The sequence below is a fragment of the Comamonas sp. DB36 genome, from assembly GCF_057914905.1.
In genome coordinates, this window is the sequence record NZ_CP196631.1 from 76,396 (window position 1) to 102,989 (window position 26,594).

The 26,594-nt window shown below is 67.4% G+C and carries 28 protein-coding genes; 12 read left to right on the forward strand and 16 right to left on the reverse strand.

What is annotated here, in order from left to right:
* Positions 1–45: 45 nt before the first annotated feature.
* From ACSVDO_RS00340 to ACSVDO_RS00365, 6 genes are read left to right on the forward strand one after another with little or no spacing between them, the layout of a single operon-like run.
* Positions 46–660, forward strand: coding sequence for a LysE family translocator (locus ACSVDO_RS00340; protein WP_489594528.1), 615 nt, complete (start codon positions 46–48; stop codon positions 658–660).
* Between the two features lie 16 nt (positions 661–676).
* Entirely contained in the window at positions 677–1,447 is a 771-nt protein-coding gene (locus ACSVDO_RS00345; protein WP_332537760.1) for a ParA family protein, read from the forward strand.
* Positions 1,447–2,013: an RBBP9/YdeN family alpha/beta hydrolase gene (locus tag ACSVDO_RS00350; protein ID WP_489594530.1), complete on the forward strand. Its 567-nt coding sequence runs from the start codon at positions 1,447–1,449 to the stop codon at positions 2,011–2,013. The genes ACSVDO_RS00345 and ACSVDO_RS00350 overlap by 1 nt, the downstream gene beginning before the upstream one ends.
* Positions 2,007–2,918, forward strand: a complete 912-nt coding sequence (locus ACSVDO_RS00355; RefSeq protein WP_489594532.1) for a ParB/RepB/Spo0J family partition protein — start codon at positions 2,007–2,009, stop codon at positions 2,916–2,918. Before ACSVDO_RS00350 ends, ACSVDO_RS00355 begins: the two co-directional genes overlap by 7 nt.
* A 13-nt stretch (positions 2,919–2,931) precedes the next feature.
* Entirely contained in the window at positions 2,932–4,002 is a 1,071-nt protein-coding gene (locus ACSVDO_RS00360) for a GGDEF domain-containing protein (protein WP_489594533.1), read from the forward strand.
* Between the two features lie 42 nt (positions 4,003–4,044).
* Positions 4,045–5,502 (forward strand): argininosuccinate lyase, encoded by a 1,458-nt coding sequence (locus ACSVDO_RS00365; RefSeq protein ID WP_489594534.1) that lies wholly within the window; start codon positions 4,045–4,047, stop codon positions 5,500–5,502.
* Between the two features lie 4 nt (positions 5,503–5,506).
* On the opposite strand, the gene ACSVDO_RS00370 is transcribed toward ACSVDO_RS00365, so the two are convergent.
* The 4 genes from ACSVDO_RS00370 to ACSVDO_RS00385 all read right to left on the reverse strand — a co-directional run bounded on the left by ACSVDO_RS00370 (position 5,507) and on the right by ACSVDO_RS00385 (position 9,672).
* Complete coding sequence (locus ACSVDO_RS00370; protein ID WP_489594536.1) at positions 5,507–7,030, reverse strand: argininosuccinate lyase; 1,524 nt, start codon at positions 7,028–7,030, stop codon at positions 5,507–5,509.
* A 124-nt stretch (positions 7,031–7,154) separates the two neighbouring features.
* Complete coding sequence (locus tag ACSVDO_RS00375) at positions 7,155–7,979, reverse strand: hypothetical protein (protein ID WP_332537755.1); 825 nt, start codon at positions 7,977–7,979, stop codon at positions 7,155–7,157.
* Between the two features lie 63 nt (positions 7,980–8,042).
* Entirely contained in the window at positions 8,043–8,627 is a 585-nt protein-coding gene (locus tag ACSVDO_RS00380) for a tetratricopeptide repeat protein (protein WP_489594539.1), read from the reverse strand.
* Positions 8,628–8,766: 139 nt separating this feature from the next.
* Positions 8,767–9,672, reverse strand: a complete 906-nt coding sequence (locus tag ACSVDO_RS00385; RefSeq protein ID WP_489594541.1) for an AraC family transcriptional regulator — start codon at positions 9,670–9,672, stop codon at positions 8,767–8,769.
* Between the two features lie 64 nt (positions 9,673–9,736).
* Here ACSVDO_RS00385 and ACSVDO_RS00390 point away from each other — a divergent pair, with 64 nt between their 5' ends.
* Positions 9,737–10,996 (forward strand): MFS transporter, encoded by a 1,260-nt coding sequence (locus ACSVDO_RS00390; RefSeq protein WP_489594543.1) that lies wholly within the window; start codon positions 9,737–9,739, stop codon positions 10,994–10,996.
* Between the two features lie 72 nt (positions 10,997–11,068).
* Here the strand turns inward: ACSVDO_RS00390 and ACSVDO_RS00395 are convergent, their stop codons facing one another.
* The gene (locus ACSVDO_RS00395; protein WP_489594545.1) at positions 11,069–12,490 is read right to left on the reverse strand and encodes an FAD-binding oxidoreductase; all 1,422 of its coding nucleotides are present in this window, start codon (positions 12,488–12,490) and stop codon (positions 11,069–11,071) included.
* 87 nt (positions 12,491–12,577) lie between these two features.
* Positions 12,578–12,922 carry an EF-hand domain-containing protein gene (locus ACSVDO_RS00400; protein WP_332537750.1) on the reverse strand — a complete coding sequence of 115 codons (345 nt, stop codon included), beginning with the start codon at positions 12,920–12,922 and terminating at the stop codon, positions 12,578–12,580.
* A 146-nt stretch (positions 12,923–13,068) separates the two neighbouring features.
* Here ACSVDO_RS00400 and ACSVDO_RS00405 point away from each other — a divergent pair, with 146 nt between their 5' ends.
* Positions 13,069–13,641: a cob(I)yrinic acid a,c-diamide adenosyltransferase gene (locus tag ACSVDO_RS00405; protein WP_332537749.1), complete on the forward strand. Its 573-nt coding sequence runs from the start codon at positions 13,069–13,071 to the stop codon at positions 13,639–13,641.
* Positions 13,642–13,647: 6 nt separating this feature from the next.
* On the opposite strand, the gene ACSVDO_RS00410 is transcribed toward ACSVDO_RS00405, so the two are convergent.
* From ACSVDO_RS00410 to ACSVDO_RS00420, 3 genes are all read right to left on the reverse strand, one after another.
* Complete coding sequence (locus tag ACSVDO_RS00410; protein WP_489594548.1) at positions 13,648–14,070, reverse strand: hotdog fold thioesterase; 423 nt, start codon at positions 14,068–14,070, stop codon at positions 13,648–13,650.
* 141 nt (positions 14,071–14,211) lie between these two features.
* Complete coding sequence (gene scpC, locus ACSVDO_RS00415) at positions 14,212–15,726, reverse strand: succinyl-CoA:acetate CoA-transferase ScpC (RefSeq protein ID WP_332537747.1); 1,515 nt, start codon at positions 15,724–15,726, stop codon at positions 14,212–14,214.
* Between the two features lie 198 nt (positions 15,727–15,924).
* Positions 15,925–17,214 carry a solute carrier family 23 protein gene (locus ACSVDO_RS00420; protein ID WP_332549013.1) on the reverse strand — a complete coding sequence of 430 codons (1,290 nt, stop codon included), beginning with the start codon at positions 17,212–17,214 and terminating at the stop codon, positions 15,925–15,927.
* Between the two features lie 172 nt (positions 17,215–17,386).
* Here ACSVDO_RS00420 and ACSVDO_RS00425 point away from each other — a divergent pair, with 172 nt between their 5' ends.
* The 4 genes from ACSVDO_RS00425 to minE all read left to right on the forward strand — a co-directional run bounded on the left by ACSVDO_RS00425 (position 17,387) and on the right by minE (position 21,518).
* Positions 17,387–19,528 carry an acetoacetate--CoA ligase gene (locus ACSVDO_RS00425; protein ID WP_489594550.1) on the forward strand — a complete coding sequence of 714 codons (2,142 nt, stop codon included), beginning with the start codon at positions 17,387–17,389 and terminating at the stop codon, positions 19,526–19,528.
* Positions 19,529–19,631: 103 nt separating this feature from the next.
* Positions 19,632–20,372 (forward strand): septum site-determining protein MinC, encoded by a 741-nt coding sequence (gene minC, locus ACSVDO_RS00430; protein WP_332539666.1) that lies wholly within the window; start codon positions 19,632–19,634, stop codon positions 20,370–20,372.
* Between the two features lie 66 nt (positions 20,373–20,438).
* A complete protein-coding gene (gene minD, locus ACSVDO_RS00435) occupies positions 20,439–21,254 on the forward strand; it encodes a septum site-determining protein MinD (RefSeq protein WP_332539667.1) in 816 nt (271 codons plus the stop codon).
* Positions 21,255–21,257: 3 nt separating this feature from the next.
* Positions 21,258–21,518, forward strand: a complete 261-nt coding sequence (gene minE, locus ACSVDO_RS00440) for a cell division topological specificity factor MinE (protein WP_159911359.1) — start codon at positions 21,258–21,260, stop codon at positions 21,516–21,518.
* Positions 21,519–21,768: 250 nt separating this feature from the next.
* On the opposite strand, the gene ACSVDO_RS00445 is transcribed toward minE, so the two are convergent.
* The 7 genes from ACSVDO_RS00445 to ACSVDO_RS00475 all read right to left on the reverse strand — a co-directional run bounded on the left by ACSVDO_RS00445 (position 21,769) and on the right by ACSVDO_RS00475 (position 26,593).
* Complete coding sequence (locus ACSVDO_RS00445; RefSeq protein WP_332539668.1) at positions 21,769–22,275, reverse strand: flavin reductase family protein; 507 nt, start codon at positions 22,273–22,275, stop codon at positions 21,769–21,771.
* Between the two features lie 9 nt (positions 22,276–22,284).
* Positions 22,285–23,001 carry a 3'-5' exonuclease gene (locus ACSVDO_RS00450; RefSeq protein ID WP_489594554.1) on the reverse strand — a complete coding sequence of 239 codons (717 nt, stop codon included), beginning with the start codon at positions 22,999–23,001 and terminating at the stop codon, positions 22,285–22,287.
* A 115-nt stretch (positions 23,002–23,116) separates the two neighbouring features.
* Positions 23,117–23,539: a universal stress protein gene (locus ACSVDO_RS00455; protein WP_489594556.1), complete on the reverse strand. Its 423-nt coding sequence runs from the start codon at positions 23,537–23,539 to the stop codon at positions 23,117–23,119.
* A gap of 122 nt (positions 23,540–23,661) precedes the next feature.
* Positions 23,662–24,516 carry a metallophosphoesterase gene (locus ACSVDO_RS00460; protein WP_332539672.1) on the reverse strand — a complete coding sequence of 285 codons (855 nt, stop codon included), beginning with the start codon at positions 24,514–24,516 and terminating at the stop codon, positions 23,662–23,664.
* A gap of 99 nt (positions 24,517–24,615) precedes the next feature.
* Entirely contained in the window at positions 24,616–25,002 is a 387-nt protein-coding gene (gene hpxZ, locus ACSVDO_RS00465) for an oxalurate catabolism protein HpxZ (protein ID WP_489594557.1), read from the reverse strand.
* Positions 25,003–25,010: 8 nt separating this feature from the next.
* Positions 25,011–26,384: an AtzE family amidohydrolase gene (locus ACSVDO_RS00470; RefSeq protein WP_489594558.1), complete on the reverse strand. Its 1,374-nt coding sequence runs from the start codon at positions 26,382–26,384 to the stop codon at positions 25,011–25,013.
* Complete coding sequence (locus ACSVDO_RS00475) at positions 26,381–26,593, reverse strand: DUF4089 domain-containing protein (protein WP_332539675.1); 213 nt, start codon at positions 26,591–26,593, stop codon at positions 26,381–26,383. The genes ACSVDO_RS00470 and ACSVDO_RS00475 overlap by 4 nt, the downstream gene beginning before the upstream one ends.
* Position 26,594: the final 1 nt, after the last annotated feature.

The following is a 26,594-nucleotide window of genomic DNA, read 5'->3' on the forward strand; positions in this document are numbered from 1 at the left end:
GCACGCGTCTCGCATAAACTGCAGACTTTTGTTGCCGGGGAAATCATGTTTGGCGTTGCTGATTACGGCGCGTTCGTCGCCGCCATCGTTCTGTTCCTGGCGATTCCCGGACCCGGCAATCTGGCGCTGATCACGTCGACCGGACAGGGCGGAATCCGCTCCGGCATGGCCGCCTGCGGCGGCGTGATTGCCGCCGATCAGCTGCTGATGTGGCTGGCCGTGGCCGGCATGGCGGCGCTGCTGGCCGCGCATCCGGCAGCCTTTGCGGCGCTGCAGTGGCTGGGCGCGGCCTACCTGGCCTGGCTGGGGTTCCGCATGCTGCTGGCCAGGCCCGGCACCCAACCGGTGCTCAGGATGCAGCCGCACCACTATTTCCGCCAGGGCGCGCTGATCACCTTGCTCAACCCCAAGGCCATCGTTTTCTACATGGCGTTCTTCCCGCTGTTCGTCGACCCCGCAACGCACCAGGGCCTGAGTACATTCGCAGTGATGGCCGCGACCGTCGCGGCGCTGACTTTCCTGTATTCCCTGATCGTCGTGCTGCTGACGCACTTCCTGGCCGACCGCCTGCGCGCCAACCCGCGCATCGTGCAGGCGCTTGAGAAGACAGCGGGCACTTTCCTCATCGGCTTTGGCATCAAGCTGGCCATTTCCAAATAAGTTATCCGAAAGCCCTATGGCCAAGATTTTCTGTATTGCCAACCAAAAAGGTGGCGTCGGCAAAACCACTACCTGCGTGAACCTGGCGGCGGGCCTGGCCAAGATCGGCCAGCGCGTGCTGCTGATCGACATGGACCCGCAGGGCAATGCGACCATGGGTTCGGGCGTCGACAAGCGCAGCCTCGAGCTCACGGTCTACGACGTGCTGCTAGAGAACGCGTCGGTGCAGGAAGCCGCGGTGTTCTCCGAGAAGGTCGGCTACCACGTGCTGGGCGCCAACCGCGAGCTCACGGGCGCCGAGATCGAACTGGTGGCGCTGGAGCGCCGCGACAAGCGCCTCAAGGGCGCGCTCGCGGCCGTGGACGCCGACTACGACTTCGTGCTGATCGACTGCCCGCCCAGCCTGTCCATGCTCACGCTCAACGGCCTGTGCGCGGCCAACGGTGTGGTCGTGCCCATGCAGTGCGAATACTTCGCGCTCGAAGGCCTCACGGACCTGGTCAATACCATCAAGCAGGTGCACGCCAACCTGAACCCCGACCTGCAGATCATCGGTCTGCTGCGCGTGATGTTCGACACCCGCACCACGCTGCAGCAGCAGGTCAGCGACCAGCTCAAGGACCATTTCGGCGACAAGGTGTTCAACACCGTGATTCCGCGCAACGTGCGCCTGGCCGAAGCGCCGAGCTACGGCGTTCCCGGCGTGGTGTTCGACCCTTCCGCCAAGGGCAGCAAGGCCTTCATCGAGTTCGCGCGCGAGATGGTGGACCGCATCAAGAAGATGTGATGCCGGTGTCCGCGTCTTCCTCCACATTGCCTCAAATACTGCTGCTGCCGGACGGCGGGCCGCAGTCCCATGCCGAGCCCTGGCTCGCGCGCTGGCAGGGCCTGCATGGCGCCGTGCTGCTCGAGCAGCACGACTGGCAGCGGCCGCTGCGCGGCGACTGGAGCGCGCGCCTGCAGGAGACGCTGGTCGACGCGCCCGCACCCGTGGTGCTGGTGGCCAGCGGCCTGGGCTGCGTGCTCGCGGCCTGGTGGGCCGCGCATTCGCCGGCCGCGGCCAAGGTGCGCGCCGCGCTGCTGGTCGGGCCGGTCGACGTGGAACAGCCCGCGCTGCGCGAGCAGTTGCCGGGCTGGTCGCCGATCGCGCTGCAGCGCCTGCCTTTCCCCAGCATTCTTGTGGGCCAAGCGAACCCCGCCGCGTGCAGCCTGGAGCGCGCGCAAGCCCTGGCCCAGGCCTGGGGCGCGACGTATGTGGCACCCGATGAGACGGCACACGATCCGACCCGGGACGACTGGGCCACGGGTCGCACGCTGCTGCAAACCCTTTTGAAAGACGATAAGCCATGGTGACAAAGAAACCCAAGGGCCTGGGCCGCGGCCTGGAAGCATTGCTCGGCCCCAAGGTCGAGGAGTCGGCAGCGAGCACCGACGCGGCGACGACGCCGCATGAGCTGCGGCTCGAGCAGATGGTCGCCGGCCAATACCAGCCGCGCACGCGCATGGATGAAGGCGCGCTGTACGAGCTCGCCGAAAGCATCAAGGCCCAGGGCATCATGCAGCCCATCCTGGTGCGCCGCCTGGCCAAGGGTGCGAATGCCGGTCAGTACGAAATCATTGCCGGCGAACGGCGTTTTCGCGCGGCGCGCATTGCCGGCCTGGAGAGCGTTCCGGTGCTGGTGCGCGCTGTGGCCGACGAGGCTGCGGCCGCCATGGCGCTGATCGAGAACATCCAGCGCGAAGACCTGAACCCGCTCGAAGAGGCCCAGGGCCTGGCGCGGCTGGTCAATGAATTCGGCCTCACGCATGAACAGGCCGCGCAGTCGGTGGGACGTTCGCGCTCTGCGGCCTCGAACCTGCTGCGCCTGCTGAACCTGGCCGAGCCCGTGCAGGAAATGCTCATGGCCGGCGACATCGACATGGGCCATGCGCGCGCGCTGCTGGCGCTCGACAAGGCCGCGCAGATCACCGCCGGCAACCAGATTGCCGGGCGCAAGCTGTCGGTGCGCGAAGCCGAGACGCTGGTCAAGAAGATGGGCGAGGACTTCAGCCTCAAGCCCCAGACGGCGAAGAAGGACAAGTCGCGCGACATCAAGCGCATCGAGGAAGAGCTGTCCGACCTGCTGATGGCCCAGGTCGAAGTGCGCGTCAAGAAGCGCGTGCGCCGCCGCGGCAAGGTGCAGGACATGGGCGAGGTTTCCATACAGTTCGGCTCGCTGGAGGAGCTCAACGGACTGATCGAACGCCTGCGCGGCTGAGCCTGCTGCACCGATGCCGCATCGCAAGCTGATGGGCGCGGGCGACTCCGCCGAGCGCGAGCAAGCCTACCGCGAGCAGACGCTCAAGCGCCTGCAGAGCACGGCCGTGGAAATGGGCGTGACGGCGGTCATGGGCTCGGTGGTGGCGCTGCTGGCGCGGCTGCTGATTCCCGACCCCGAATATGTTGCGTTGCGCGTGGCGCTGCTGCCGCTCACGGCGCTGTTCGCCTACCTCATCGTGCGTGCGCCTTCGGTGCGCGCCTATGGCTGGTGCTGCATGGCGACCATTGCCACGGTCAGCCTGAACAGCTACCTCGGGGCCCTGGGCACGGACCGGCCGCTGCTGTACTTCCTGCCGGCCGCGGTGCTGATAGTGCTCACCACCAGCTTTTTCTGGATCACGCTGGCCCAGTGGATAGGTGGCGCACTGGTCAGCTATGCCTGCTTCCTGCCGTTCATCATCGACCACACGGCCAGCCGCACCGAAACCGTTTTCAGCCTGCTGTTCGCGGGCCTGGCGCTGGTCACGGGCTTTGTGAGCCACATGCGCATCCAGGATTCGCAGCACCGCGCCTTCGATCAGGAATGCCGGCTCGCCGAGCTGTCGGTGACCGACACGCTCACGGGCGCGAGCAGCCGCGCCGAGTTCCTGCAGCAGGCCGAGAAGACCGCCGTGAAGGCGCGTGCCAGCGGCACGCCGCTGACGCTGCTGTACCTCGACATCGACCATTTCAAGCGCCTCAACGACGGCCACGGCCATGCGGCCGGCGATGCGGTGCTGCGCGGCATGGCGGACGTGCTCAAGCATTCGCTGCGCGCCAGCGATGTGTTCGGCCGGCTCGGCGGCGAGGAGTTCTGCGTGCTGCTGCCCGATCAGACGCCGCAGCAGGCGCAGGCGCTTGCCCAGCGTCTGCGCCTGCTGCTTGCGGCCGTGCCGCGGCCCGATGCGCGGCTCACGGTATCGGCCGGCATCGCCGGCATGCGCGCGGGCGAGCCCGTGGTGCAGACGCTGCACCGCGCCGACCTGGCAATGCTGCAAGCCAAGCAGATGGGTCGCGACCGGGTATGCGTTGATCCGCTGTGAAGCGCAGGGCGTGACGCCCGCATCTTTTTTGATTCCATGAACATGACGAACACTATTGCGCGCGACGACTTCTACTGGCTGGGGCAGATCAACAAGGCCAGCGCCGTCATCAACGCGCGCCAGGGCCTGCTGGAGGGCCCAGCCGCCCGGCGCATCGCCCAGGGCCTGCAGCGCGTGCTGCAGGCCGCTGAAGAGCCCGGCGCCGAGCGGCCCACGCTGGTCATCACGTTCGAGCCCTTGCTGATACGCGCGGCCGGCGTGGAAGCCACCTTGCTGCACGCCGGACGATCGAGCCAGGACATGCTGGTGGCGGTGCGCCACGCCATCCTGCGCGACGAGATCCTGGGCCTCGCGCAGCAGTTGCACCGGACCACGCAGCTGCTGGTCGGCATGGCGCGCGCGCATGCGGATGCCATCGTGCCCAACTACACCAACGGCGTTGCCGCCCAGCCCAACAGCTACGGCCACTACCTGCTGGGCCATGCCTGCGGCCTGCAGCGCGACGCCCAGCGGCTGCAGCAGGTGTATGCGCGCCTGAATCTGTCGCCCATGGGCACCACGGTGCTCAACGGCACGGGCTGGCCGCTGGACCGCGAAGCCATGGCCGCGTACCTGGGCTTCGACGGACTGGTCGACAACGCCTACGATGCGGGCCAGATCCATGGCGCCGAGATGCCGGTGGAAATCGGTCATCTGGTCACGACCATGGCGCTGCATGTGGGCGCGTTCATCCAGGACGTGACGCTGCAGTATTCGCAGGCGCGGCCTTGGCTGCTGCTGCGCGAGGCCGCGGGCAACACCTACGTCTCTAGCGCCATGCCGCAAAAGCGCAATCCCGGCCTGCTGATCGACACCCGCACGAAAGCCTCGCGCGTGCTCGCGCTCGCGTCCGGGCGCACCTGGCATGCGCACAACATTCCGCCGGGAATGAACGACGCCAAGGTCGTCGTGGAAAACGTCGAAGTGCTGCGCTGCGCGGTCGACATGCTGGCCATGTTCGGCCGCGTGCTCGATGGGCTGGAGCTCAACACGGCGCGCGCACTGGAAGAGCTCAACAGCGACTGGACGGCGTCCCAGGAAGTCGCCGATGTGCTGATGCGCGACCACGGCCTGCCGTTCCGCGTGGGCCACCATTTCGCTTCGGAGATGGTCTCCCATGCAAAGCAGCATGATGTGCGGCCCAGCGACTTTGCGTATGCCGATGCGCAGGCGATCTACGCCCGCACCATTGCCCATGAGATGCCCGATGGCGATCCGGCGTTTCCATTGAGCGCGGCTGGATTGCGCGCCGCGCTGGACCCCGTGGGCATAGTGCGCAGCCGCCAGACCCATGGCGGGCCCCAGCCCGCGGAAATGCAGCGCATGCTGGCGGCGGCCGATGCCGATCTCGCCGCCCAGGCGAACTGGGTGCAGGCGCGGCGCGGCGCAGTCGAGGCCAGCATCGCGCAGCTGGACGCGGACTTCGCGCGGCTCGCCGGCGCAACGCTGGCGCCGGCCTGAGGGCCTACTGCGCGGCCAGGCGCGCGAAGTCGCGGTCGAGCTGGGCCAGCGCCGCCGCAATGCGATTGCGGCGCTCCACGACCCATTGCTCATCCTGCGCCAGCCGCTGCTGCGACTGGGCGATCATGCGCGCCATTTCCTTGGGCTGCGGGCCGCCGGCGGTCATCCGGTGGCGCACGATGGCCACCGGGTCCAGGGCCGCGCGCAAAGCGCTTTCCGACATCGGCAGCCGGCCATTGTCCTGGCCCATCTCGTGCTTGATGGTCGCCGCGTAGATGCGCTGCGCATCGGCATAGGGGAAGTCGCTGGGCTTGATGTCGCGCTCCTTGGCGAAGCTGACGATCTCGGAGGCGAAGTGGTGGCCCACGCGGAACGGCAGCTTGTGCTCGCGCATCAGCACATCGGCGACTTCCTGGGACGCGGTCCAGTCGAGGTTGAGTTCCTCCAGCGCGCGCTCGGGATTGACCACCAGTCCCGCGAGCACCCGGTCGAAGGCCTGCAGCGTCGCCAGCGTGGCGTCCACAACGGCCGCGGAGTCACGCGATGACTTGTTGTCGCTCATGCCGGGCGGGATGTTGTGCTGGGCGATCAGCCGGCCTATGCCCAGGGTCAGCACGCGCGAGGCCTGGGCGCGCGTGTCGTTGAGCAGGCCCGGATTGCGCTTTTGCGGCATGGCGCTCGACACATAGGTGTTGCCGCCGCCTTCGCGCAGCAGTATCCAGGGCCGGGGCTGGGCGTACTGCACCATCACGTCCTCGACAAAGGCGCCGACATGCAGCGCAATGCTCGACGCCACGGCGCCGATTTCCACGGGCATCTCGGCGGCCAGGATCTGCGCGGCGTCGTAGGCGTTGTCCACGGTCGCGGGATAGCCCAGGTACTTCGCCATGCGCTCGCGGTTCAGCGGCCAGCTGGTGCCGTTGAGCACCGTCGTGCCCATGGCCGACTGGTCCAGGCGCGCAAACGCCTGCTGCAGGCGCTGGGCGTCGCGGTCCAGGCCGGCCAGGTGTCCCAGCAGGTAGTGGCCGTAGCTGTTGGGCTGGGCGGCGACGCCGTTGGTGTAGTTGGGCACGATGGTGGCGGCATGGGTCTGCGCGAGCTGCAGCAGCTGGGCGCGCGTCTGGCGCAACTGCTGGGCCAGGCGCAACAGGTTGTCGCGCTGCGTGGCCGAGCGCACGGTGGCCAGCATGTCCTGGCTCGAACGCCCGGCGTGCAGCAAGGTGGCCTCGACACCCGCGGCCTCGATCAGCAGCGGCTCGAAGGTGATGACCAGGCCGGGGCGCTTGCCGTTGGGGGCCTCGCCCGCGCTCAGAACGCTTTGCAGACCTTTTGCGATGCGCGGCGCGACGGCCTTGTCTAGCAGGCCTTCGTCGGTGTTGATCACCGCCGAGGCCTTGTTGATCTGGCCCAGCCAGTAGAAGTCGTCGCGCTTCGCGTCCTGCGCCCAGGCGACATGCGACAGCGTCGCCAGGCCCAGGGCGCAGATGGCGCGCAGGGCCAGGCGTGAATGGTTTTTGGGGTTTTGCAAGATTTGTCTCCAGTGTTTTTTATGTTCTCAATGGTACGGTCAGGCGCTGTTCCAGGCGCTCACCGGAGGCGCAAACACAAAAAAAGGGCTTCCGAGGAAGCCCTTTGTTCATCGCCGCAATGGCTTACTGGCCGACCTTGAGCTGGCCGCCGCGGCCCAGGCCGCCCTTGACTTCCTGCGCCTTGTAGTTGCGCAGCGAAACCACCATCTTGTTGTACGCGTCCATGAACGCGGCCACCGTGGCCTTGCCTTCGGGCGTGCGCGAGAAGCCGCCCAGACCGGCGACCGCGCCGCCGCCGAACGCGCCCAGCGCCGCGCCGTAGTTGGTCGCCGTCGCATTGCCTTCGGAGATCGACAGCTGCACGCCCGAACGGATGTCGAACATGGTCATGGTGACCACCGAGACCTTGCTCTGCAGCGAGCCGGCGAGCGCGCCCGCGGCGCCGCCGAACAGGCCGCCCAGGCCGGCAGCGAGGCCGCCGACGGAGTCGTTGTTGATGATGATGGCCGGCTCGAGGTAGTAGTCGGCGGCCACGCGCTGGCCCTTTTGCTGCTTGGAGCCGGCGCGGAATTCACCGGAGTTGCGCTGCTTGTCGGTGATGGCGCTCATGCGGCTGTCGGTACGGCTGTTGCCGATCGAGGTGATCACGAAGCAGTTCGACTGCTGCACGGCCAGGCGGATCAGCGGCTCGATGTTGGTCACCTGGGTGGCCTGGCCGAAGCTCGCAAACCATTCCTTGCCGCGGCCGTCATCGACGGCGATCGTGCCCAGAGGCGCGTCGCAGCGCTCCAGCGATTCGTTGGCGTTGACGCTGGTCGCGCCGCCCGCGGCGCCGCTGGCGGCCGTGGGCGCATTGCCAGCGGTGAGCAAGCCGCCGCCGGGCGTGACGCAACCCGACAGGACCAGGGCGGACGCCAGCGTGGCAAGGCTCAGGGAAATCTTGGACATAGGTACTCTCTGGTTGTAAAACTGTTGTGGTGAGGGCGCCGCGTCAGCGGCGCGGCAATGTGGTCAGCGCAGTATCCAGCCCGCGCCGCCCCAATACCAGTAATAGGGCGCAGCGGCGTACCAGCTGCCCCATGACGTGCGATAGGCTTCGCGCACCCGGTACTCGGACTGGGCATCGCGCTTGGCGGCCTGGGCATCGGGCAGCATGCGCTGCGCTTCCTTGTGGCCCTTGGCGGCCGCGCGGCTGAGCCAGGCTTCGGCTTCTGCCGGGTCCGAACCCATTTCCTCGAAGCCCTGCAGGTACATGCGGCCCAGCGCGAATTGCGCGGCCACCAGTCCCTGGTCACCGGCCTTGCGCATCCATTCAATGGCCTGGAAGCTGTTGCGTTCGACGCCGTCGCCGCGCAGCAGGCGCAGGCCCAGGTCGTAGGCGGCCTTGGGGTCCTTTTCGGCCATGCGGCTCAATGCTTCGAGCCTGCGCTCGGCCGCCACATCGGTGGCCGGCGGCTGCCAGCGCGTGGTGTTGCGGTGCTGGTCCACGCAGCGGCTGCCTTCACAGACGCGCACGGTGTCGCTCACGGCGCCCAGCTGCTCGGCAGGAGTCTGCGCCGCGCAGCCCAGCAAGGCCAGGGTGGCGGAACATAGCAATAAAGCCCTGTGCATGGACGGAGTTCCCCATTCGTTATTTTGCAAAGGGACGATTCTTGTGATTTCAAGCCGTTAGTGCACACTAATTTTCATTCGGATACATTTCGCGACGCATTCGCGTCTCTGTGTCCCGAAGGCGTCAGCTTTCCGAAGATTGCAGCCGGTGCTGGCCGAGAAACGCCGCGGCCGTCATGCCCACGCTGCGCCGCACCATCGCGCTGAAAGCGCTGGGCGTGTAGTTGAGCTCGGCCGCAATGTGCGCAATGGGCATCTGGCGCGCGGCCAGCGCCACGGCATGGGCCAGCACCACCTGCTGCTGCCATTGCGTGAAGGTGCAACCGAGCTCGCTGCGGAACAGCCGCGCCACGGTGCGCAGGCTCGCGCCGGTGTCCAGCGCCCACTCCTGCAGGCTTGCATGGCGCGTGGGCTGCTCGAGCACGGCCTCGCACAGGTGCAGCAGCCGCTTGTCGCGCGGCATGACGATGCCCAGGCGCATGTCCGGCGCGCGGCGCAGTTCATCGCAGACCAGCGCGCTCAGATGGTGTTCGCGCTGCAGTGCCAGGGGTGACAGCGGCGGGCCGGCATCGCTGTCGGTCGACAGTTCCCGCACCAGCGCGCGCAGCAGCTGCGAGGCCTGCAGCACACGGCACTGCTGCCAGGCCGGCTGGTCCATCCATTGCGCCTGCGCGCCTGCGCCGTCGCTTGCCGGCAGGAAGTACAGCGTGTAGAGCCGCGCGGTCTCGACCATGGTGACCGCATGCGGCTGGCCTGGCGGCACCCAGACCGCGCGGTTGGGCGGAACGATATAGGTGGCATGGTCCATCGACAGGCGGATCACGCCGCCCGTGGAAATCGCCATCTGCGCCCAGGGATGGCTGTGGGGCATGACCTGGGTGTCGCGGCGCAGCTCGCGCATTTTCGCGCGCACCGGCCGCTGCGCGTTGGGCTGGTACAGATGCGGGTCCAGCGTGGGCACGTAGAACAGCGGCCGGGGAAGCTTGCGCATGGCCGGCGAGGGCAGCAGGGCGATGGCGGGTTTCGGCATGTATGCGATAGTTTTTGGCAGTCTATCGCATACATGCCGCGCCGCGCTTGCCTAAGATGGCCGCATGAACGCTTCATCGTCAACTTCCGCGAACGCGCCCGCCGCCGTTCCGCTGCGCCAGGACGCGCGCACCATAGGTCTCATTGGCCTGGCCCATGGTTCCTCGCACTTTTTCCATCTTCTGCTGCCGCCGCTGTTTCCCTGGCTGATCGCGGATTTCGGCTACAGCTACTCGGAACTGAGCGTGCTGCTGTCGGTGTTCTTCGTGGTGTCGGGCGTGGGCCAGGCGCTGGCCGGCTTCCTCGTCGATCGCGTGGGCGCGCGCCCCATCCTGTTTGCCGCGCTGAGCAGCTTCGTCGTTGCCGGCGTGATCGCCAGCACGGCCCAGGGCTATGCGACGCTGCTGCTGGCCTCGGTGTTTGCCGGCCTGGGCAATGCGCCTTTCCATCCGGTGGATTTCACCATTCTCAACAAGCGCGTGTCGGCGCCGCGCATAGGCCATGCGTTCTCGGTGCACGGCATTTCGGGCAATCTGGGCTGGGCGCTGGCGCCGGTGTTCATGGCCGGCATCACGACAGCCACGGGTTCGTGGCGCACGGCCTGCCTGTGCGGCGCGGGCCTGGCGGCGCTGGTGCTGCTGATCATGGTGCTCAACCGCGACGCGCTGGACGACCGCAAGCCTTTGGTGCCTGCCGCGGCCCGGCCGGTGGCCGGCAGCGCGCCTGCGGAGCATCCCATGGCCTTCCTGCGCCTGCCATCGGTCTGGCTGTGCTTCTCGTTCTTCTTCTGGAGCACCTGCGCGCTCAGCGCCATCCAGAGCTTTGCCAGCCCTGCGCTGCAATCCATGTACGGCCTGCCGCTGAGCCTCACGGCGCTGGTGGCGACGGGCTACATGCTGTGCGGCGCGGCCGGCATGCTGATCGGCGGCTTCCTGGTGGGCCGCGTGCAGCGGCTGGAAAAGCTGATTGCCATCAGCCTGCTGGCGTCGGCGGTGCTGCTGGCGGTCGTCGGCTCGGGCCTGCTGCCGGGCTATGTGGCGCTGGCCGTCGCCGCCGTGGCCGGCCTGGGCACGGGCATTGCGGGCCCGTCGCGCGACATGCTGATCAAGAAGGCCGCGCCTGCGGGCGCCACGGGCCGGGTCTACGGCACGGTGTACTCGGGGCTGGACCTGGGCTTTTGCCTGGCCGCGCCGGTGTTCGGCGCCATGCTCGACGCCCACTTCTACGGCGGCGTGTTCTTCGGCTCGGCGACGGCGCTGGCGCTGAGCGTGGTGTCGGCGGCCTTTGTCGGCCAGAAGGTGGCGCAGCGCTACGCCGCGGCGTAAAATATGAGCCCCACGCTGCCCCCGACTGGTGGCGACGTGGCGATGAAAAAAGCGCCCCGCGGGGCGCTTTTTTTACAGCGTGAAGATCTTGCCCGGGTTGAGGATGTTCTTCGGGTCCAGCGCGCGCTTGATGGCGCGCATCATGTCGACCGCGCCGGCGCCGGTCTCGTCGACCAGAAAGCCCATCTTGTGTATGCCCACGCCGTGTTCACCGGTGCAGGTGCCGCCCAGGCGCAGCGCGCGCGCGACCAGCTGGTGGTTGAGTTCCTCGGCCTTCTCGAACTGCTCGGGCTTGGTGGGGTCGAGCAGGTAGCCGAAGTGGAAGTTGCCGTCGCCCACATGGCCGACGAGGAAGTAGGGCAGGCCGCTGGCGTCGGCTTCGGTGATCGAGTCGAGCAGGCAATCGGCCAGGCGGCTGATGGGCACGCAGGTGTCGGTGCTGATCGCGCGGCAGCCGGGAACGGAGCTCACGGCGGCGAAGTAGGCGTTGTGGCGCGCGGTCCACAGGCGCGTGCGGTCCTCGGGCGTGCTGGCCCATTCAAAGGCCTGGCCGCCGAACTCGCTGGCGATGTCCTGCACGGTTTCCGCCTGCTCCTTGACGCTGGCCGGCGTGCCGTGGAATTCCATCAGCAGCATCGGTTCTTCGCGCAGCGTGGTCTTGCTGTAGTTGTTGACCATGCGTACGGAGTTCGCATCGAGCAGCTCGACGCGCGCGATCGGCACGCCCAGCTGTATGGTCTGGATCACGGTGCGCACCGCGGCTTCGATGCTGGGGAAGGAGCAGATCGCGGCCGAGACGGCTTCGGGCAGCGGGAACAGGCGCACCGTCACTTCGGTGACTATGCCCAGCGTGCCTTCGCTGCCGACCATCAGCCGCGTGAGGTCGTAGCCGGCGCTGCTCTTCTTGGCGCGCGTGCCGGTGTGAATCACTTCACCGCTGGCGGTCACGACTTCGAGCGCCAGCACGTTCTCGCGCATGGTGCCGTAGCGCACGGCGTTGGTGCCGCTGGCGCGCGTGGCGGTCATTCCGCCGATGCTGGCATCGGCGCCCGGATCGATGGGAAAGAACAGGCCGGTGTCGCGAATGGCTTCGTTGAGCTGCTTGCGCGACAGGCCGGGCTGCACGGTCACGGTGAGGTCGTCGGCGTTGACGCTCAGCACGCGGTTCATGCGGCTCACGTCGAGGCTGATGCCGCCCTGCACGGCCAGCAGATGGCCTTCGATGGACGAACCCGCGCCATAGGCAATGATGGGCACTTCGTAGTCGCTGGCCAGCTTCACCGCATCGGCCACGTCCTGGGTGCTTTCGGCAAACACCACGGCGCTGGGCGGAGGCGCGATCAGCGCGCCTTCGTCGCGCCCATGCTGCTCGCGCACGGCCAGGGATTGCGAGCACTGGGCACCGAAACGGGCAACCAGGGCTTCGAGAAAGGCAGCGGGCACCGCGCGGGGTGTGGCGGGCAGCAGGTGGTGGGCAGCGACGGGTGAATTCATGGGGGACCTCTTCAAGGGATCCAAAAGAATACCACCCGTGACCTGCGTCAATGCGCGCCGTGGCGCATGTCGCAGCAGCGCGCGGGACTACTGGCGCGCGCCGCGCTGGAACTCCTGCGGCGACAGGCTGCCATTGCCGTCCGTATCGAGTTCGCGCAGGCGGCTGGCGATCACCGGCAGGGCCTGGGCTTCGGCGGCGCTGAGCTGGCCGTCATGGTTGACGTCGGCGCGTTCGAAAGCCGCCTGTTCGGCGGTCTGGCGCGGTGCCGCGGTGCGGCCCGACGGGGCGGGCGAGGCGGGTGCGGCGGCGCTGCGCGCCGCGGGCTGAGGCACGGTCTGCGCGCCAGCGACACCGCCAAACGCCAGACTCGCAAACAGGACCATGCTGCGCACTTCGAAAGCGCCGATGGCGCGGGGGTGGCTGGACTTCATGGACAAAAAACTCCGGAACAATGAAACACGACTGCATTCCACTGCACATCGGGCTGCATTGCTAGCATTTTTGCTAGCTGTTGCCTGGGCCTACACTTTCCTGCGCGCTGTAACGGAGAATGGCGTTTTTCCTCGCAGGAGCCAGCATGGGCAATCGTTTGACACAGATAGCCACCCGCACGGGTGACGACGGCACCACGGGCCTGGGCGACAACTCCCGGGTCTCGAAGAACAGCGGCCGGCCGCACGCTATGGGCGATGTCGACGAACTCAACTCGCATATCGGCCTGCTGCTGTGCGAGCCGCTGCCGCAGGACGTGCGCGAGCTGCTGGTCGATGTCCAGCACCAGCTGTTCAACCTGGGCGGCGAACTGTCGATTCCGGGTTTCGAATTGCTCAAGGACGAAGGCCTGCTGCAGCTCGACAATGCGCTCGCGCACTACAACGCCCAGCTGCCGCGGCTGCAGGAGTTCATCCTGCCCGCGGGAACGCGTGCCGCGGCCCAGGCCCATGTCTGCCGCACCGTGGCGCGCCGCGCCGAGCGCATGGTGGTGGCGCTGGAGCAGGGCGAAGCCATGCGGTCCGCGCCGCGCCAGTACCTGAACCGGCTGTCCGATCTGCTGTTCGTGCTGGCGCGCGTGCTCAACCGCATGGACGGCGGCGACGATGTCTATTGGAAAAGCGAGCGCCTGGCCGCGCAGGCGGGCGACGCGTCCTGATGCGCCTCAGCGCGGCGCCAGGATCGCCATGGTGATGCGTGAGGTGCAGGTCGGCTGGCCTTCGTCGTTGACCATGTCGATCTGCCACACATGGGTCGTGCGGCCTATGTGCACCGGCCTGGCCGTGGCCGTGACCCAGCCGCTGCGCGCGGCGCGCAGGTGGTTGGCGTTGATGTCCAGGCCGACCGCGCTATGGCCTTCGGGGCTGGCGTAGAACGCGCCCAGGGACCCCAGCGTCTCGGCCAGCACCACGCTGACGCCGCCGTGCAGCAAACCGAACGGCTGCACCGTGCGCGCGTCCACGGGGACCCGGCCGACGATGAAGTCGTCGCCGATTTCGGTGATTTCTATGCCCAGATGGCTGACGGCCGTGTTGGCACTGTCACGGTTCAGGGCTTGCACGGAGGCGGGCTTTTTCCAGATCGACATAAGGCAACTCATAGAGGGTGAAGGCAATGATCCGATCATGCCCGCAGTGGACCTGGGCGGCAAAAACCGAGGCGACAGCGCGTGTACGGGCGTAAAAAAGCCCGGCGCGGGCCGGGCTGGCGGAAAGGCAATGCGCTCGAATCAGACGTGCATTGTTCCGGTTTCCAGGAAGCGCTCGTGCCAGCTCAGCGCCTCGCGCAGGATGTGCGGCGTGTGCTGCGCGCCCTTTTGCCGCGCGCGGTCGAAGTAGTCCTGCAGCATGGGGCGGAAGTCGGGGTGCGCGCACTTGTCGATGATGACCTGGGCGCGCTCGCGCGGCGACAGGCCGCGCAGATCGGCCAGGCCCTGCTCGGTGACGATGATCTGGGTGTCGTGCTCGGTGTGGTCTACATGCGAGCACATAGGCACGATGCAGCTGATCTTGCCGTCCTTGGCGACCGACGGCGTGACGAAGAACGACAGGTAGCCATTGCGCGCGAAGTCGCCCGAGCCGCCTATGCCGTTCATCATTCCCGAGCCCATGATGTGGGTCGAGTTGATGTTGCCGTAGATGTCGGCTTCGATCATCGAGTTCATCGCGATGATGCCCAGGCGGCGCACCAGCTCGGGGTGGTTGCTGATCTCCTGCGGGCGCAGGATGATGCGTTCGCGGTAGAAGTCGATGTTGCCGACGAAGTCCTCGTAGGCGCTGTTGCTCAGCGAGATCGACGTTGCCGAGGCCTGGCGCATCTTGCCCGCGCGCAGCAGGTCGAGCATGCCGTCCTGCAGCACTTCGGTGAAGCCCAGCAGGTTCTCGAACGGCCCGGTCAGCAGGCCGGCCAGCACGGCGTTGGCCACATTGCCCACGCCCGACTGGATGGGCAGCATGTCCTTGGGCAGCCGGCCCTGCTTCATCTCATGCGACAGGAAGTCGATGATGTGGCCCGCGATCTGGCTCGACACCGCGTCGGGCTGGGCAAAGCCCGAGTTGCGGTCGCTCTGGTGGGTCTCGACCACGGCGATGACCTTGGCCGGATCGACGCGCAGGTAGGGCTCACCAATGCGTTCGGCGGCATGCGTCATGTTGATCGGCGTGCGCCGCGGCGGGATGGCCGTGCCGTAGTAAATGTCGTGCATGCCTTCCATGGCCAGCGGGGGCTTGGTGTTGACTTCGAGAATCACCTTGTCGGCGATCTCCAGCCAGGTCTTGTTGTTGCCCACGGCCGTCGACGGGATCAGCCGGCCGTCGGGCAGCACGCCCAGCACCTCGATCACCGCGACCTTCATCTCGCCCAGAAAGCCGAACCAGGCGTGCTGGGCGACATGCGACAGATGCATGTCGACGAAGTGGATCTCGCCGGCATTGATCTTCGCGCGGCAGATCGGGTCAGTCTGGAACGGCAGGCGCTTTTCGTAGGCGTCGGCCGCAGCCAGCGTGCCGTCCATTTCGGGCGCCGTCGACGCGCCGGTCCAGACGCTGATCTTGTACGGCCGGCCCGCAGCGTGCTCGGCGCGCGCGCGCGCGGCCAGGGCCTGGGGCACGAGCTTGGGATAACCCGCGCCGGTGAACCCGCTCATGCCGACGTTGGCGCCCGCGGGCACCAGCTCGGCCGCCGCTTCGGCGCTCATGATCAGGGGATGGAAATCGCTATACCGTACGCGGTCAATCAATGACATCAACAAACTCCGCAAAAAAACGCCACCGCTTGTCTCCAGAATCGGGCGCGGTGACTTGCGGGGCGCATATTAGCAGCGATGATCCTCGGACCTCTGGTTTACCCGAGGTATCCAGTTTGCCGTCATGCTCACTGCGTCGGCGATGTCTGCGCGCAAGAAAAAGGGGCCTTGCGGCCCCTGGATGACATCTGCGCCAGCTTAACGTGGCTTGCGGTCCAGCAGCGCGTAGAGAATGATCGCGCCAAACGTGGCGGTCCCGATGCCGCCCAGCGCGAAGTCGCCGAACTTGAGCGTGAACTCGCCCGTGCCCAGGATCAGCGTGATCGCGGCGACGATCAGGTTCTTGTTCTGCGAGAAGTCGACATGGTTGCGCACCCAGATGTTGGCGCCGGCGACGGCGATCAGGCCGAACACGACGATGGACACGCCGCCCATCACCGGCAGCGGGATCGCCTGTATCAGCGCGCCGAACTTGGGGCTGAAGCCCAGCAGCACGGCCAGCAGCGCGGCGCACAGGAACACCGCTGTCGAGTAGATGCGCGTGGCGGCCATCACGCCGATGTTCTCGGCATAGGTGGTCACGCCCGTGCCGCCGCCCGCGCCGCTGACCATGGTCGCGACGCCGTCGCCTATGAACGCCCGGCCCATGTACTGGTCGATGTTCTTGCCGGTCATGGCCGTGACGGCCTTGATGTGGCCCAGGTTCTCGGCCACCAGGATGATGACCACGGGAACGATCAGCAGCATGGCGGGCGCGCTGAACACCGGCGCATGGAACTGCGGCAGGCCCAGCCACGCGGCGTTGGCCACGCCCGACAGGTCGATGGCCTTGCCCATGCCGGCCACATTGGTCAACAGCGCGTAGAAGATGCTCGAGACGATCAGGCCGACCAGGATCAGCAGGCGCTGCAGCATGCCGCGCGTGAGCACCGCGACCAGGCCCACGGTGGTGAAGGTCAGCGCCTGCATCCAGCTGTCGAAATTGCTGGCCGCCATGTTCTTGACGGGAATCGCCGCCAGGTTCAGGCCTATGACCGCGACCACGGCGCCGGTCACGACCGGCGGCATGAAGCGTTCGATCCAGCCCGTTCCCAGCCACTGCACCAGCACGCCGATCAGCGTATAGACCGCGCCGCAGGCAATGATGCCGCCCAGCGCCACGCCGATGTTGGCGTTCGCGCCCTGGCCCGCGTAGCCCGTGGCTGCGATCACCACGCCGATGAACGCGAACGACGAGCCCAGATAGCTGGGCACCTTGCCGCCCGTGATCAGGAAGAAGATCAGCGTGCCTATGCCGCTCATCAGCACCGCCAGGTTGGGGTCGAAGCCCATGAGGATGGGCGCGAGCACGGTCGAGCCGAACATCGCAATCACGTGCTGTATGCCCATCAGCCCGGTCTGCGGCCAGGGCAGGCGCTCATCGGGGCCGATCACGCCCCCGGAATGCAGCACATCGGAGGACTTTTCTGTCCATTGGAATATTCCCATCGCTTCTCTCCTGTGAAAACTGGCGCGATATTAGAGATATTCCGCCGGCCATGGGGGACAGTTTCGCCAAACGTTGTAGGCGCATGACGCCTGCTGCGGCTGTCGCGCAGGCGGCTTTTTGCGGGCTAACCCGCAAACGCTTGCGCGCGTCGCGCTTTAACGTCAGGGAACTATGTCCACACTTCCTGCCTACATCCCCCAGATTCGCCGTTACCAGGACTGGCTCGCGCAGCGCCACGGGCTGGTTTTTGCCGACTACGACGCGCTGTGGCGCTGGTCGGTCACCGAGCTTGATGCGTTCTGGCAGAGCATCTGGGAGTACTGCGATCTGCAGTCGCCCACGCCGCACACGGCCGTGCTGGCGCGCAACGTGATGCCCGGCGCCCAGTGGTTTCCGGGTGCCCAGGTCAATTACGCGCAGCAGGTGCTGCGCCACACCGCGGCGGCCCAGGCCGCGGGCATGCCGGCCGTGATCAGCCGCAACGAGCAGGGCCTGCACCGTGAGCTGACCTGGCCCGAACTGCGCCGCCAGGTCGCGGCGCTGGCGCTGCATCTGCAGGCCCAGGGCGTGGGCCCCGGCGACCGCGTCGCGGCCTATCTGCCCAACATTCCCGAAGCCATGGTCGCGCTGCTGGCCTGCGCGAGCATAGGCGCGGTCTGGAGCATCTGCGCGCCCGACATGGGAACGCAGGCCGTGCTCGACCGCTTCCGCCAGATCGAGCCCAAGGTGCTGATTGCCGTTGACGGCGTGCACTATGCGGGCCGCGACATCGACCGCCAGCCGGTGCTGGCCGAGCTGCGCGCCGGCCTGCCCAGCCTGCAGCAGGTGGTGCTGATCAACAACCTTGACCTGGCGCTGGAGCGCGCCGACTGCGCCCACTGGGGCCGCATCACGGCGCGCGACGACGCCGCCACGGCGGCCTTCGAGCCGCTGTGGCTGCCGTTCGACCACCCGCTGTGGATCGTCTATTCGAGCGGCACCACGGGCCTGCCCAAGCCCATAGTCCACGGCCACGGCGGCATGGTGCTGGTCGCGCTGCAGCTCAAGGGCCTGCACAACGACGTGGGCTGCAGCTGGGACCCGAACAGCTGGGGCGAGCGCTACCACTGGTACAGCTCCACGGGCTGGGTAATGTGGAACGCCCAGGTCTCGGGCCTGCTGGGCGGAACGACCTGCGTGATCTTCGACGGCAGCCCCGGCGGCAGCAAGGAGCAGCCCGACTGGGGCGTGCTGTGGCGCTTTGCGGCCGAGACCGGCGTCACCTGCTTCGGCTCGGGCGCGGCGTTCTATGCGAACTGCATGAAGGCCGGGGTCGATCTCGCGGAGTGCGGCGACCTGTCGCGCGTGCGCAGCCTGGGCTCGACCGGCTCGCCGCTGTCGGCCGATGTGCAGCAATGGGGCACGGACCAGTTCCGCGCGCTGCGCGCCCAGGCGCAGGCCCAGGGCCGCCCCGGCCTGCCGGCCGACGAAGACATCTGGTGGAACAACATTTCGGGCGGCACCGATTTCTGCGGCGCGTTTCTGGGCGGCCACCGCGAGCTGCCCCAGGTGCCGGGCGTGATGCAGTGCCGCCAGCTGGGCGCGGCCGTCGAAGCCTGGAACGACCAGGGACAGCCGGTGATCGATGAAGTCGGCGAGCTGGTCTGCACCCAGCCGATTCCTTCGATGCCGCTTTATTTCTGGGGCGACGAGGGCGGGCGGCGCTACCGGTCGAGCTACTTCGAGCATTTCGCGCCCGGCCAGGGCCGGCGACCGGGCGGCGGCGACGCCGCGCCCGAAGCCGGCGCGGTCTGGCGCCACGGCGACTGGATTCGCGTGACGCCCGAAGGCGGCTGCGTGATCTACGGGCGCAGCGACGCGACCATCAACCGCCATGGCCTGCGCATGGGAACCAGCGAGATCTACCGCGCGGTTGAAGCCCTGCCCGAAGTGCTCGACAGCCTGGTGGTCGATCTCGAGCATCTCGGCCGCGAAAGCTACATGCCGCTGTTTGTCGTGCTGCGCCCCGGCGTGAAGCTGGACGCCGAACTGCGCGCGCGCCTCAACGGCGCGATCCGCGCCGCGGTCTCGCCGCGCTTCGTGCCCGACGAGATCTTCCAGGTGGCCGAAGTGCCGCGCACGCTCAGCGGCAAGAAGCAGGAGCTGCCGATCAAGCAGCTGCTGCTGGGCAAGCCGCTGGCCCAGGTGGTCAACAAGGACACCATGGCCAACCCCGCGAGCCTGGCCTGGTACGAGGCGCTGGCGCAAAAGCGCCAGGCCGAGGCCGCGGCAGCTGTTCCGGCAAAGCAGGACGCGGGCGTGCATATGTCATGACATGTATCTCCGCGGTCACAGGCAGACTGCAGTTCATGGGGCCGGGGTACACTTTGTCATCTTTTGAGATGCGTCTCCGACCTTTCCTTTCGCACTCCCCTCCATGGCCGCTGATCCGACGGGCATTGCCCGCTCCAGTTTTGACCTCAAGAGCGCACAGCTGCATGTCGTGGCTGTTGCGCTCAAGGACACCGACGTCCAGCTGGTCGCGGCCGATCTCGCGCAGCGTCTGGCCGACGACCCCGACTTCTTCGACAACGACCCGGTCCTGATCGACCTGGCCCAGGTCAGGGAAGCCGAGCAGGCGATCGACTTTCCCGCGCTGCTCGCGCTGCTGCGCTCGCACCACACGCAACCCGTGGCGGTGCGCGGCGGCAGCGAAGCCCAGACCCGTGACGCCGTCGCCGCCGGCCTGAGCCTGGTGCCCGACGCGCAGACCGCGCGCCCGGCGCCGGTCGAAGTGCAGGAAGTGATTCGCGAAGTCGAAGTGATACGCGAAGTGCCCGCGCCCCAGGCCGATGCGATGGTGATCGACAAGCCCCTGCGCTCGGGCCAGCAGGTCTATGCCCGGGGAACCGATCTGGTGGTCCTGGCCGTGGTCAGCTATGGTGCCGAAGTGATTGCCGACGGCAATGTGCATGTCTATGCGCCGCTGCGCGGGCGCGCCATCGCGGGTGCGCGCGGCAACACCGCGGCGCGCATTTTCAGCACCTGCATGGAACCCCAGCTGCTGTCGATCGCGGGCATGTACCGCACCACCGATACCGAGCTGCCACCCGAAATCGTGGGCAAGCCGGCCCAGGTCCGTCTCGACGGCGAGAAGATCATCGTCGAGCCTTTGTAATGTGTCAGCGTTGTCGGAGCGTTATCTCCCAGCAATCGAGCCCGTCTTTTAAGGAATAGTGCAAACATGGCCAAAATCGTCGTCGTGACCTCAGGCAAGGGTGGAGTGGGCAAGACCACCACCAGCGCCAGCTTTGCCTCCGGCCTCGCCCTTCGGGGCCACAAGACCGCCGTCATCGACTTCGACGTCGGCCTGCGCAACCTCGATCTGATCATGGGCTGCGAACGCCGCGTGGTGTACGACCTGATCAATGTGATCCAGGGCGAAGCCAACCTGAACCAGGCGCTGATCAAGGACAAGCAATGCGACAACCTGTTCGTGCTCGCGGCTTCACAGACGCGCGACAAGGATGCGCTGAGCCAAGACGGCGTCGAGAAGATCCTCAAGGATCTGGGCGAGATGGGCTTCGAGTACATCGTCTGCGACTCGCCCGCCGGCATCGAGAGCGGTGCGCTGATGGCCATGCACTTCGCCGACGAAGCGCTGGTCGTGACCAACCCCGAAGTCTCGTCGGTGCGCGATTCCGACCGCATCCTGGGAATGCTCAGCTCCAAGACCAAGCGCGCGATCGAGGGCGGCGAAGCGATCAAGGAGCACCTGCTGATCACGCGCTACAACCCGAACCGCGTCGAAGACGGCCAGATGCTGTCGCTGGAAGACATACAGGACATCCTGCGCATCGAACTGATCGGCGTGATTCCCGAGTCCGAAACCGTGCTGCAGGCGTCCAACCAGGGCATTCCGGCGGTGCATATGGCCAATACCGATGTGTCCGAAGCCTACAAGGATGTGATCGACCGCTTCCTGGGCGAGGAAAAGCCCATGCGCTTCATCTCGGCCCAGAAACCGGGTTTCTTCAAACGCATCTTCGGAGGGAAGTGATCTATGTCGATGCTGTCTTTTCTGCTGGGCGAAAAAAAGAAGTCGGCTTCGGTCGCGAAGGAGCGTCTGCAGATCATCCTGGCGCACGAGCGCGTTGGCGGCGGCCGCAGCCAGCACGATTACCTGCCCGAGCTGCAGCGCGAGCTGATGGCGGTGATTTCCAAGTACGTAACCATCCACCCCAACGACATCAAGGTCCACCTCGAACGCCAGGACAACCTCGAAGTGCTGGAAGTCAAGATCGAGCTGCCGGAAGCGAAATAGAGCCCCCACGCTCCCCCACTGCGTGTGGGTCACTGCCCCCCAAGGGGGCCCTCGCCGCCTTGGGGCGGCCCGGCGGCGGCTCGTATCGCCCCCACGCTCCCAACCGTTCGCCCTGAGCCTGTCGAAGGGTGAACGCCGGACCTCACGCAATACGCAATGCTGCCGTGGGGCAGGCAGATTCCGCCCTGCAACGCCCTGACAAGCTCAGGGCGAACGGTATCGATTTTCTCGCAACCGCTGTCTAGGCCGCCTACCGCATGCGCCCATCGTGATAGATCAGCGGCGCCGCGTCATTGCGGTGGCTGCAATGCTCGACTTCGCCCACGAAGATCACGTGGTCGCCTTCCTGGTAGCGGCTGCGGTTGAAGCACTCGAAGGCCGCGACCGCGCCGTCGAGCAGCGGGGCGCCGCTCAGGCCGGGCTGGTGAACGACGCCGGCCCAACGGTCTATGTCCTTGGTCGCGAACTGCATTGCCAATGCCTTCTGCTCCGCGCCCAGCACATGCACCGCATAGTGCGTGCAGGCCATGAACACCGGCAGCGAAGCCGCGCTGTTGGCCATGCTCCACAGCACCAGCGGCGGATGCAGCGACACCGAGTTGAACGAGCTCACGGTCACGCCCACGGGCTGGCCCTGGGCGTTGAGCGCAGTCACGATGGTCACGCCGGTTGCAAACTGGCCCAGCGCCTTGCGGAATTCATGCGAGGAAAATTGCGGCGGCAGGGCTACGGCGGAGTGGGGTAGAGGCGAGTTCACGGGCAGCGATCACGGAAAGGATGGGCCTATTATGGGCTGAGCCTGATGCACCGTTGTGTCCTGGGGAAGAAGGCCGGCATCGCGGCCGAAGAGCTCGCCGCTGCGCAGCGGGAACTTCGCCGCCTGTTGCGCGAGCATGCGCGCCATCTGTGCCTTGGGGCAGCGCTGCAGCTCGGACAGCACACCGTGGCCGGTCTGGGCAATGCCCCAGCGCTGGCGCAGGTCCTGCTGCATGCGCGCCAGCAGGCTGGCCGCCATTTCTGCATCGGCCAGCGCGCGGTGGGCGCGTCCGGCGCGCGGCAGGCCCAGGTGGTCGACGATATTGCCCAGCTTGTGGCTGGTGGCCTCGGGGTAGAGCCGGCGCGACAGCAGCACCGTGCAGGCAAAGGCATGGGGCGCGGGCAGGCCCGCATGCGCGAGCTCGGCTTCCCAGAACTTGCGGTCGAAAGCCGCGTTGTGCGCCACCATGGGCGCGGCACCGACAAAGCGCGCGGCGTCGCGCATCACTTCCTCGGCTGCGGGCGCCGTCGCCACCATGGCATTGCTGATGCCCGTGAGCTGGGTGATGAACGATGGGATGTGGACGCCGGTGCGCATCAGGCTCTGGAAGCGGTCTACGACCTGGCCCGCTTCCAGCAGCACGATGGCCACTTCGGTGGCGCGTGCGCCCTGGCCGGGCGTCATCCCGGTGGTTTCAAAGTCGATGACGGCAATGGCAGAAGACATGCCTGGGATTGTCCCATGGGCATCGGGCGGCGGCCCGGCAATGAAAAAAGGCCGCGGACATGTCCGCGGCCTTCGGTTCCAGGCCTGGGTCCAGGCCGGGAAATCAAGGTGTCGCTCAGCGCACCAGCAGCACGGGAACCGTGCTGTGGGCCAGCACCTGGGTGCTGACCGAGCCCATCACCAGCTTGCCCAGCGCGCCATGGCCGTGGGTGCCCATGACCAGCAGGTCGAACTGGCCGTCTTCGGCCAGCTTGGCGATGCATTCGCCGGCGGGGCCGATCTTGCCCACGCCGGTGGCGTTGACGCCGTGCTTGGCCAGGAATTCGGTCACGGGTGCCAGCACCTTGTTGAACTCTTCCTGGTAGTACTCGTCGATCACATCCTTGCTCAGCGCGCTGCGCGCGCGCGGCGGCAAGGCGGCCTGCACCGTCACGGCCGTGTACTCATGGGTACGCGCCAACAACTCGGCGTGCGAGGCCAGGTAGTTCAGCATTTTCTGGGTGTATTCGCTGCCGTCGACAGCAAGCAATATTTTCATGGTGTTCTCCTGATGTTCAGAAACCAGATTAATCCCAGCAGAAATTGCGCGCCTTGATTTAAGTCATGTTTTTGCAGGCCGCTGCCGGAGAACCGCAGGGCTGGAATGCAAGCGGTGACCCATCATAGTTCCACGCATGCGCTGGGCCGGAAAAAGTCCTGCTCGCCCTTGCGCGCATAGCCCAGCGGATTGGCGACGACCCGGCATTGCCAGGGCGTGCCGTCGGCGCGCTCGCCGCGCACGGTGTAGTCGCTGGGCGCGTGCAGATGGCCGTGCAGCCACAGCGGGGCGTAGGCAAACCAGTCATCGAGCGCGTTGCAGAAACCCGCCGTGCCCGGCACCAGCCCGTAGCGCGGGTCGGCGCTGCGCAGGCTGGGCGCGAAGTGGGTCACGGCCACCGTGGGGCCGTCGAACGGCCGGGCCAGCGCGGCCTGCAGCCACTGCTGGCACAGCAGCGCCTGCTCGCGCATGGGCTCGGCGAGAAACGCTTCGCCGTGGCGCGTGCCGCCGGTCTTGCGCAGGTAGAAGTTGGCGGCGCGAAACGCCTTGTCGCGCAGCCGCAGCAGCGCGCCCAGGTCGCCCGACTGCACCTTGGCGTCCTGCAGCGCAATCGCGTCGTAGTCGGTCCACAGCGTGGTGCCGACAAAGCGCACGCCGTCCAGCACCGCGGTCTCGCGCTCCAGCCAGATCATTCCCAGGCGCTCGCAGGTGGCGCGCAGGCGCGCATGGGCGGCATCGAAGTCCTGGTTGTCGTATTCATGGTTGCCGGGAACGAAGATCACGGGGCAGGGCCAGGCCGCGTACTGCGGCAGTGGCGAAAAGCGCGCCAGCCCGAAGTCCTGGTCGCTCAGCAGCCCGCCCTCCTGGTAGGAGCCGATGTCGCCGGCAAGCACCAGCACATCGGCGCCGGCCGCGGGTTCGGGTTGGAAATGGGGGTGGGCTTCGAGGTGCAGGTCGGAAAGCAGTTGGATTTTCATTGCGGCGTCGTGGGCAGGAATTTTCAGGATTGCTCGCTGAACATCGCCAGGGTACCAACAAACGCGCCAACCGGCCCTTGCCGCGCCGATGGCCGGCGCTCACGCGGGTGGCGGCGCAAGCAGGCTCACATGCGCGGCCACCACGCGCCAGCCTGCGGGCGTGCGCAGCCAGGTCTGGCTCTGGCGGCCCGTGCGGTCGCTGCCACAGCGGCGGAACTCGACGTTGGCCGTGGCGCAGTCCTGGCCATAGGTCGTTATGACGGTGCGCAGCAGCGCGCGCTCCAGGCCGGCCGCGGGCCGCGCCGCGCGGAAGCCCGCAATGGCGTCGTAACCGTAGAGGTTCTCGGTCGCGCCATAGCGCAGCGTGTGCGGGCTGCGCCAGAACAGCTCGTCGAGCACGGCGACGTCGTTGGCGGTGAGCGCGCGCTCGTAGCGCGCGAACGCGGCCGTCACTTCGGCCAGGACTTCGGGAAGGTTGATCTGCATTGTTTCCATCATTGCTTCATGCGGGCCGTGCCCGCTTGTTCCAGGGCGCGCGCGGCGCGCAGGCACAGCGCTTCGTTCCAGGGGGCGGCAATGAGCTGCACGCCTATCGGCATGCCGCCCGTTGCTTCGGGCCACAGCGGCGCGGCCACCACCGGGCAGCCGGCAAACGAGATGGGCTGGGTCAGCAGGCCCATGGCCGGGCGGCAGGGGTGGGACACGCCATTGATCTCTATCCATTCCGTCCCCACCGCGGGCGCGCTGATCGGCGTCGCCGGCGCAAGCAGCAGATCCCAGTGCTGGAACAGCGCGTTCACCTGATCGCGGTAGGCGCGCCGAAAGCGCTGCGCGCGCAGATACCAGTCGGCGGGCTGCAGCAGGCCGGAAATGAAGCGCTCCACCGACAGCGGCTCGAAGTCCTGCGGCCGCCGGCGCAGATCCGGCAGGTGCAGGCTCGCGCCTTCGCTGGCGGTGACGATGAAGGCCGCGGCGCGCGCCAGCGCGGCGTCTGGCCACAGCACTTCGTCGCGCGCGCCCAGCGTGCGCGCGGCAAGATCCACGGCGGCGCGCGCCGGGGCGCTGGCGTGCTCGCGGAAGTAGCCGCCAAGCACGCCTATGCGCAGTCCGCCCGTGCCTTGCTGCAGGTCCGGCATTGCGGCCTGTACGCGCAGCGCATGGCAGCCCGGGTCCAGCGGGTCGGGGCCCTGCATGGCGTCATAGGCCAGGGCCAGGCCTTGCACGCTGTCCGCTATCGGGCCCAGATGGTCGAGGCTGTGCACGAACGGATAGGTGCCGCGGCGCGACAGCCGCCCGAACGTGGGCTTGAGCCCCCACGCCCCGCACAGCGAAGCCGGCACGCGGATCGAGCCGTTGGTGTCCGAGCCCAGCGTCAGCGGCACCTGGCGCGCGGCGACCGCCGCGCCCGAGCCGCCCGACGAGCCGCCCGCAATGCGCGTGCGGTCGTGCGGATTGCGCGTCGCGCCGTAATGCGTGTTCTCGGTGGTGAAGCCGTAGGCGTACTCGTCCATGTTGAGCGCGCCGATCAGCACCGCGCCGGCCGCCTGCAGGCGCTGCACCAGCAGCGCATCTTCATGGGCCGCGGGCAGTTCGCGGTTGATCCTGGAGCCCGCCAGGGTCGTGAGGCCCGCGACGTCAAACAGGTTCTTCACGGCATAGGGCAGGCCGGCGAGCGGCGGCAGGGCTTCGCCGCGCGCGCGGCGCGCATCGACGGCATCGGCCTCGGCGCGCGCGCGCCGCGCGGTGGTGGCGGTGAACGCGTTGATGGCGCCGTCGCCGGCCTCGATATGGGCCAGCGCTTGTTCGCAGACCTCGCGCGCGCTGCGCTCGCCGCTGGCAATGGCCTGCAGTATCTCTGAGGTGTTCATGCGCTCTCCTGCGCGCCGGGAAACGGCGCCGCGCGGTAGATTTCGGCGAGCTCCAGCTCGGGCGCGAGCGGCGCCTGCTCGAGCAGCCGCGCCATGGCCAGCGTGCGGCCGAAGTGCTGGGCGACCGCGGCCGCGCGCTGCGCGTCGAGCTCCAGACCCAGCGTCGGCGCCGCGGCCTGGACGTAGGCCAGGATGTGCTGTTCTTTCATG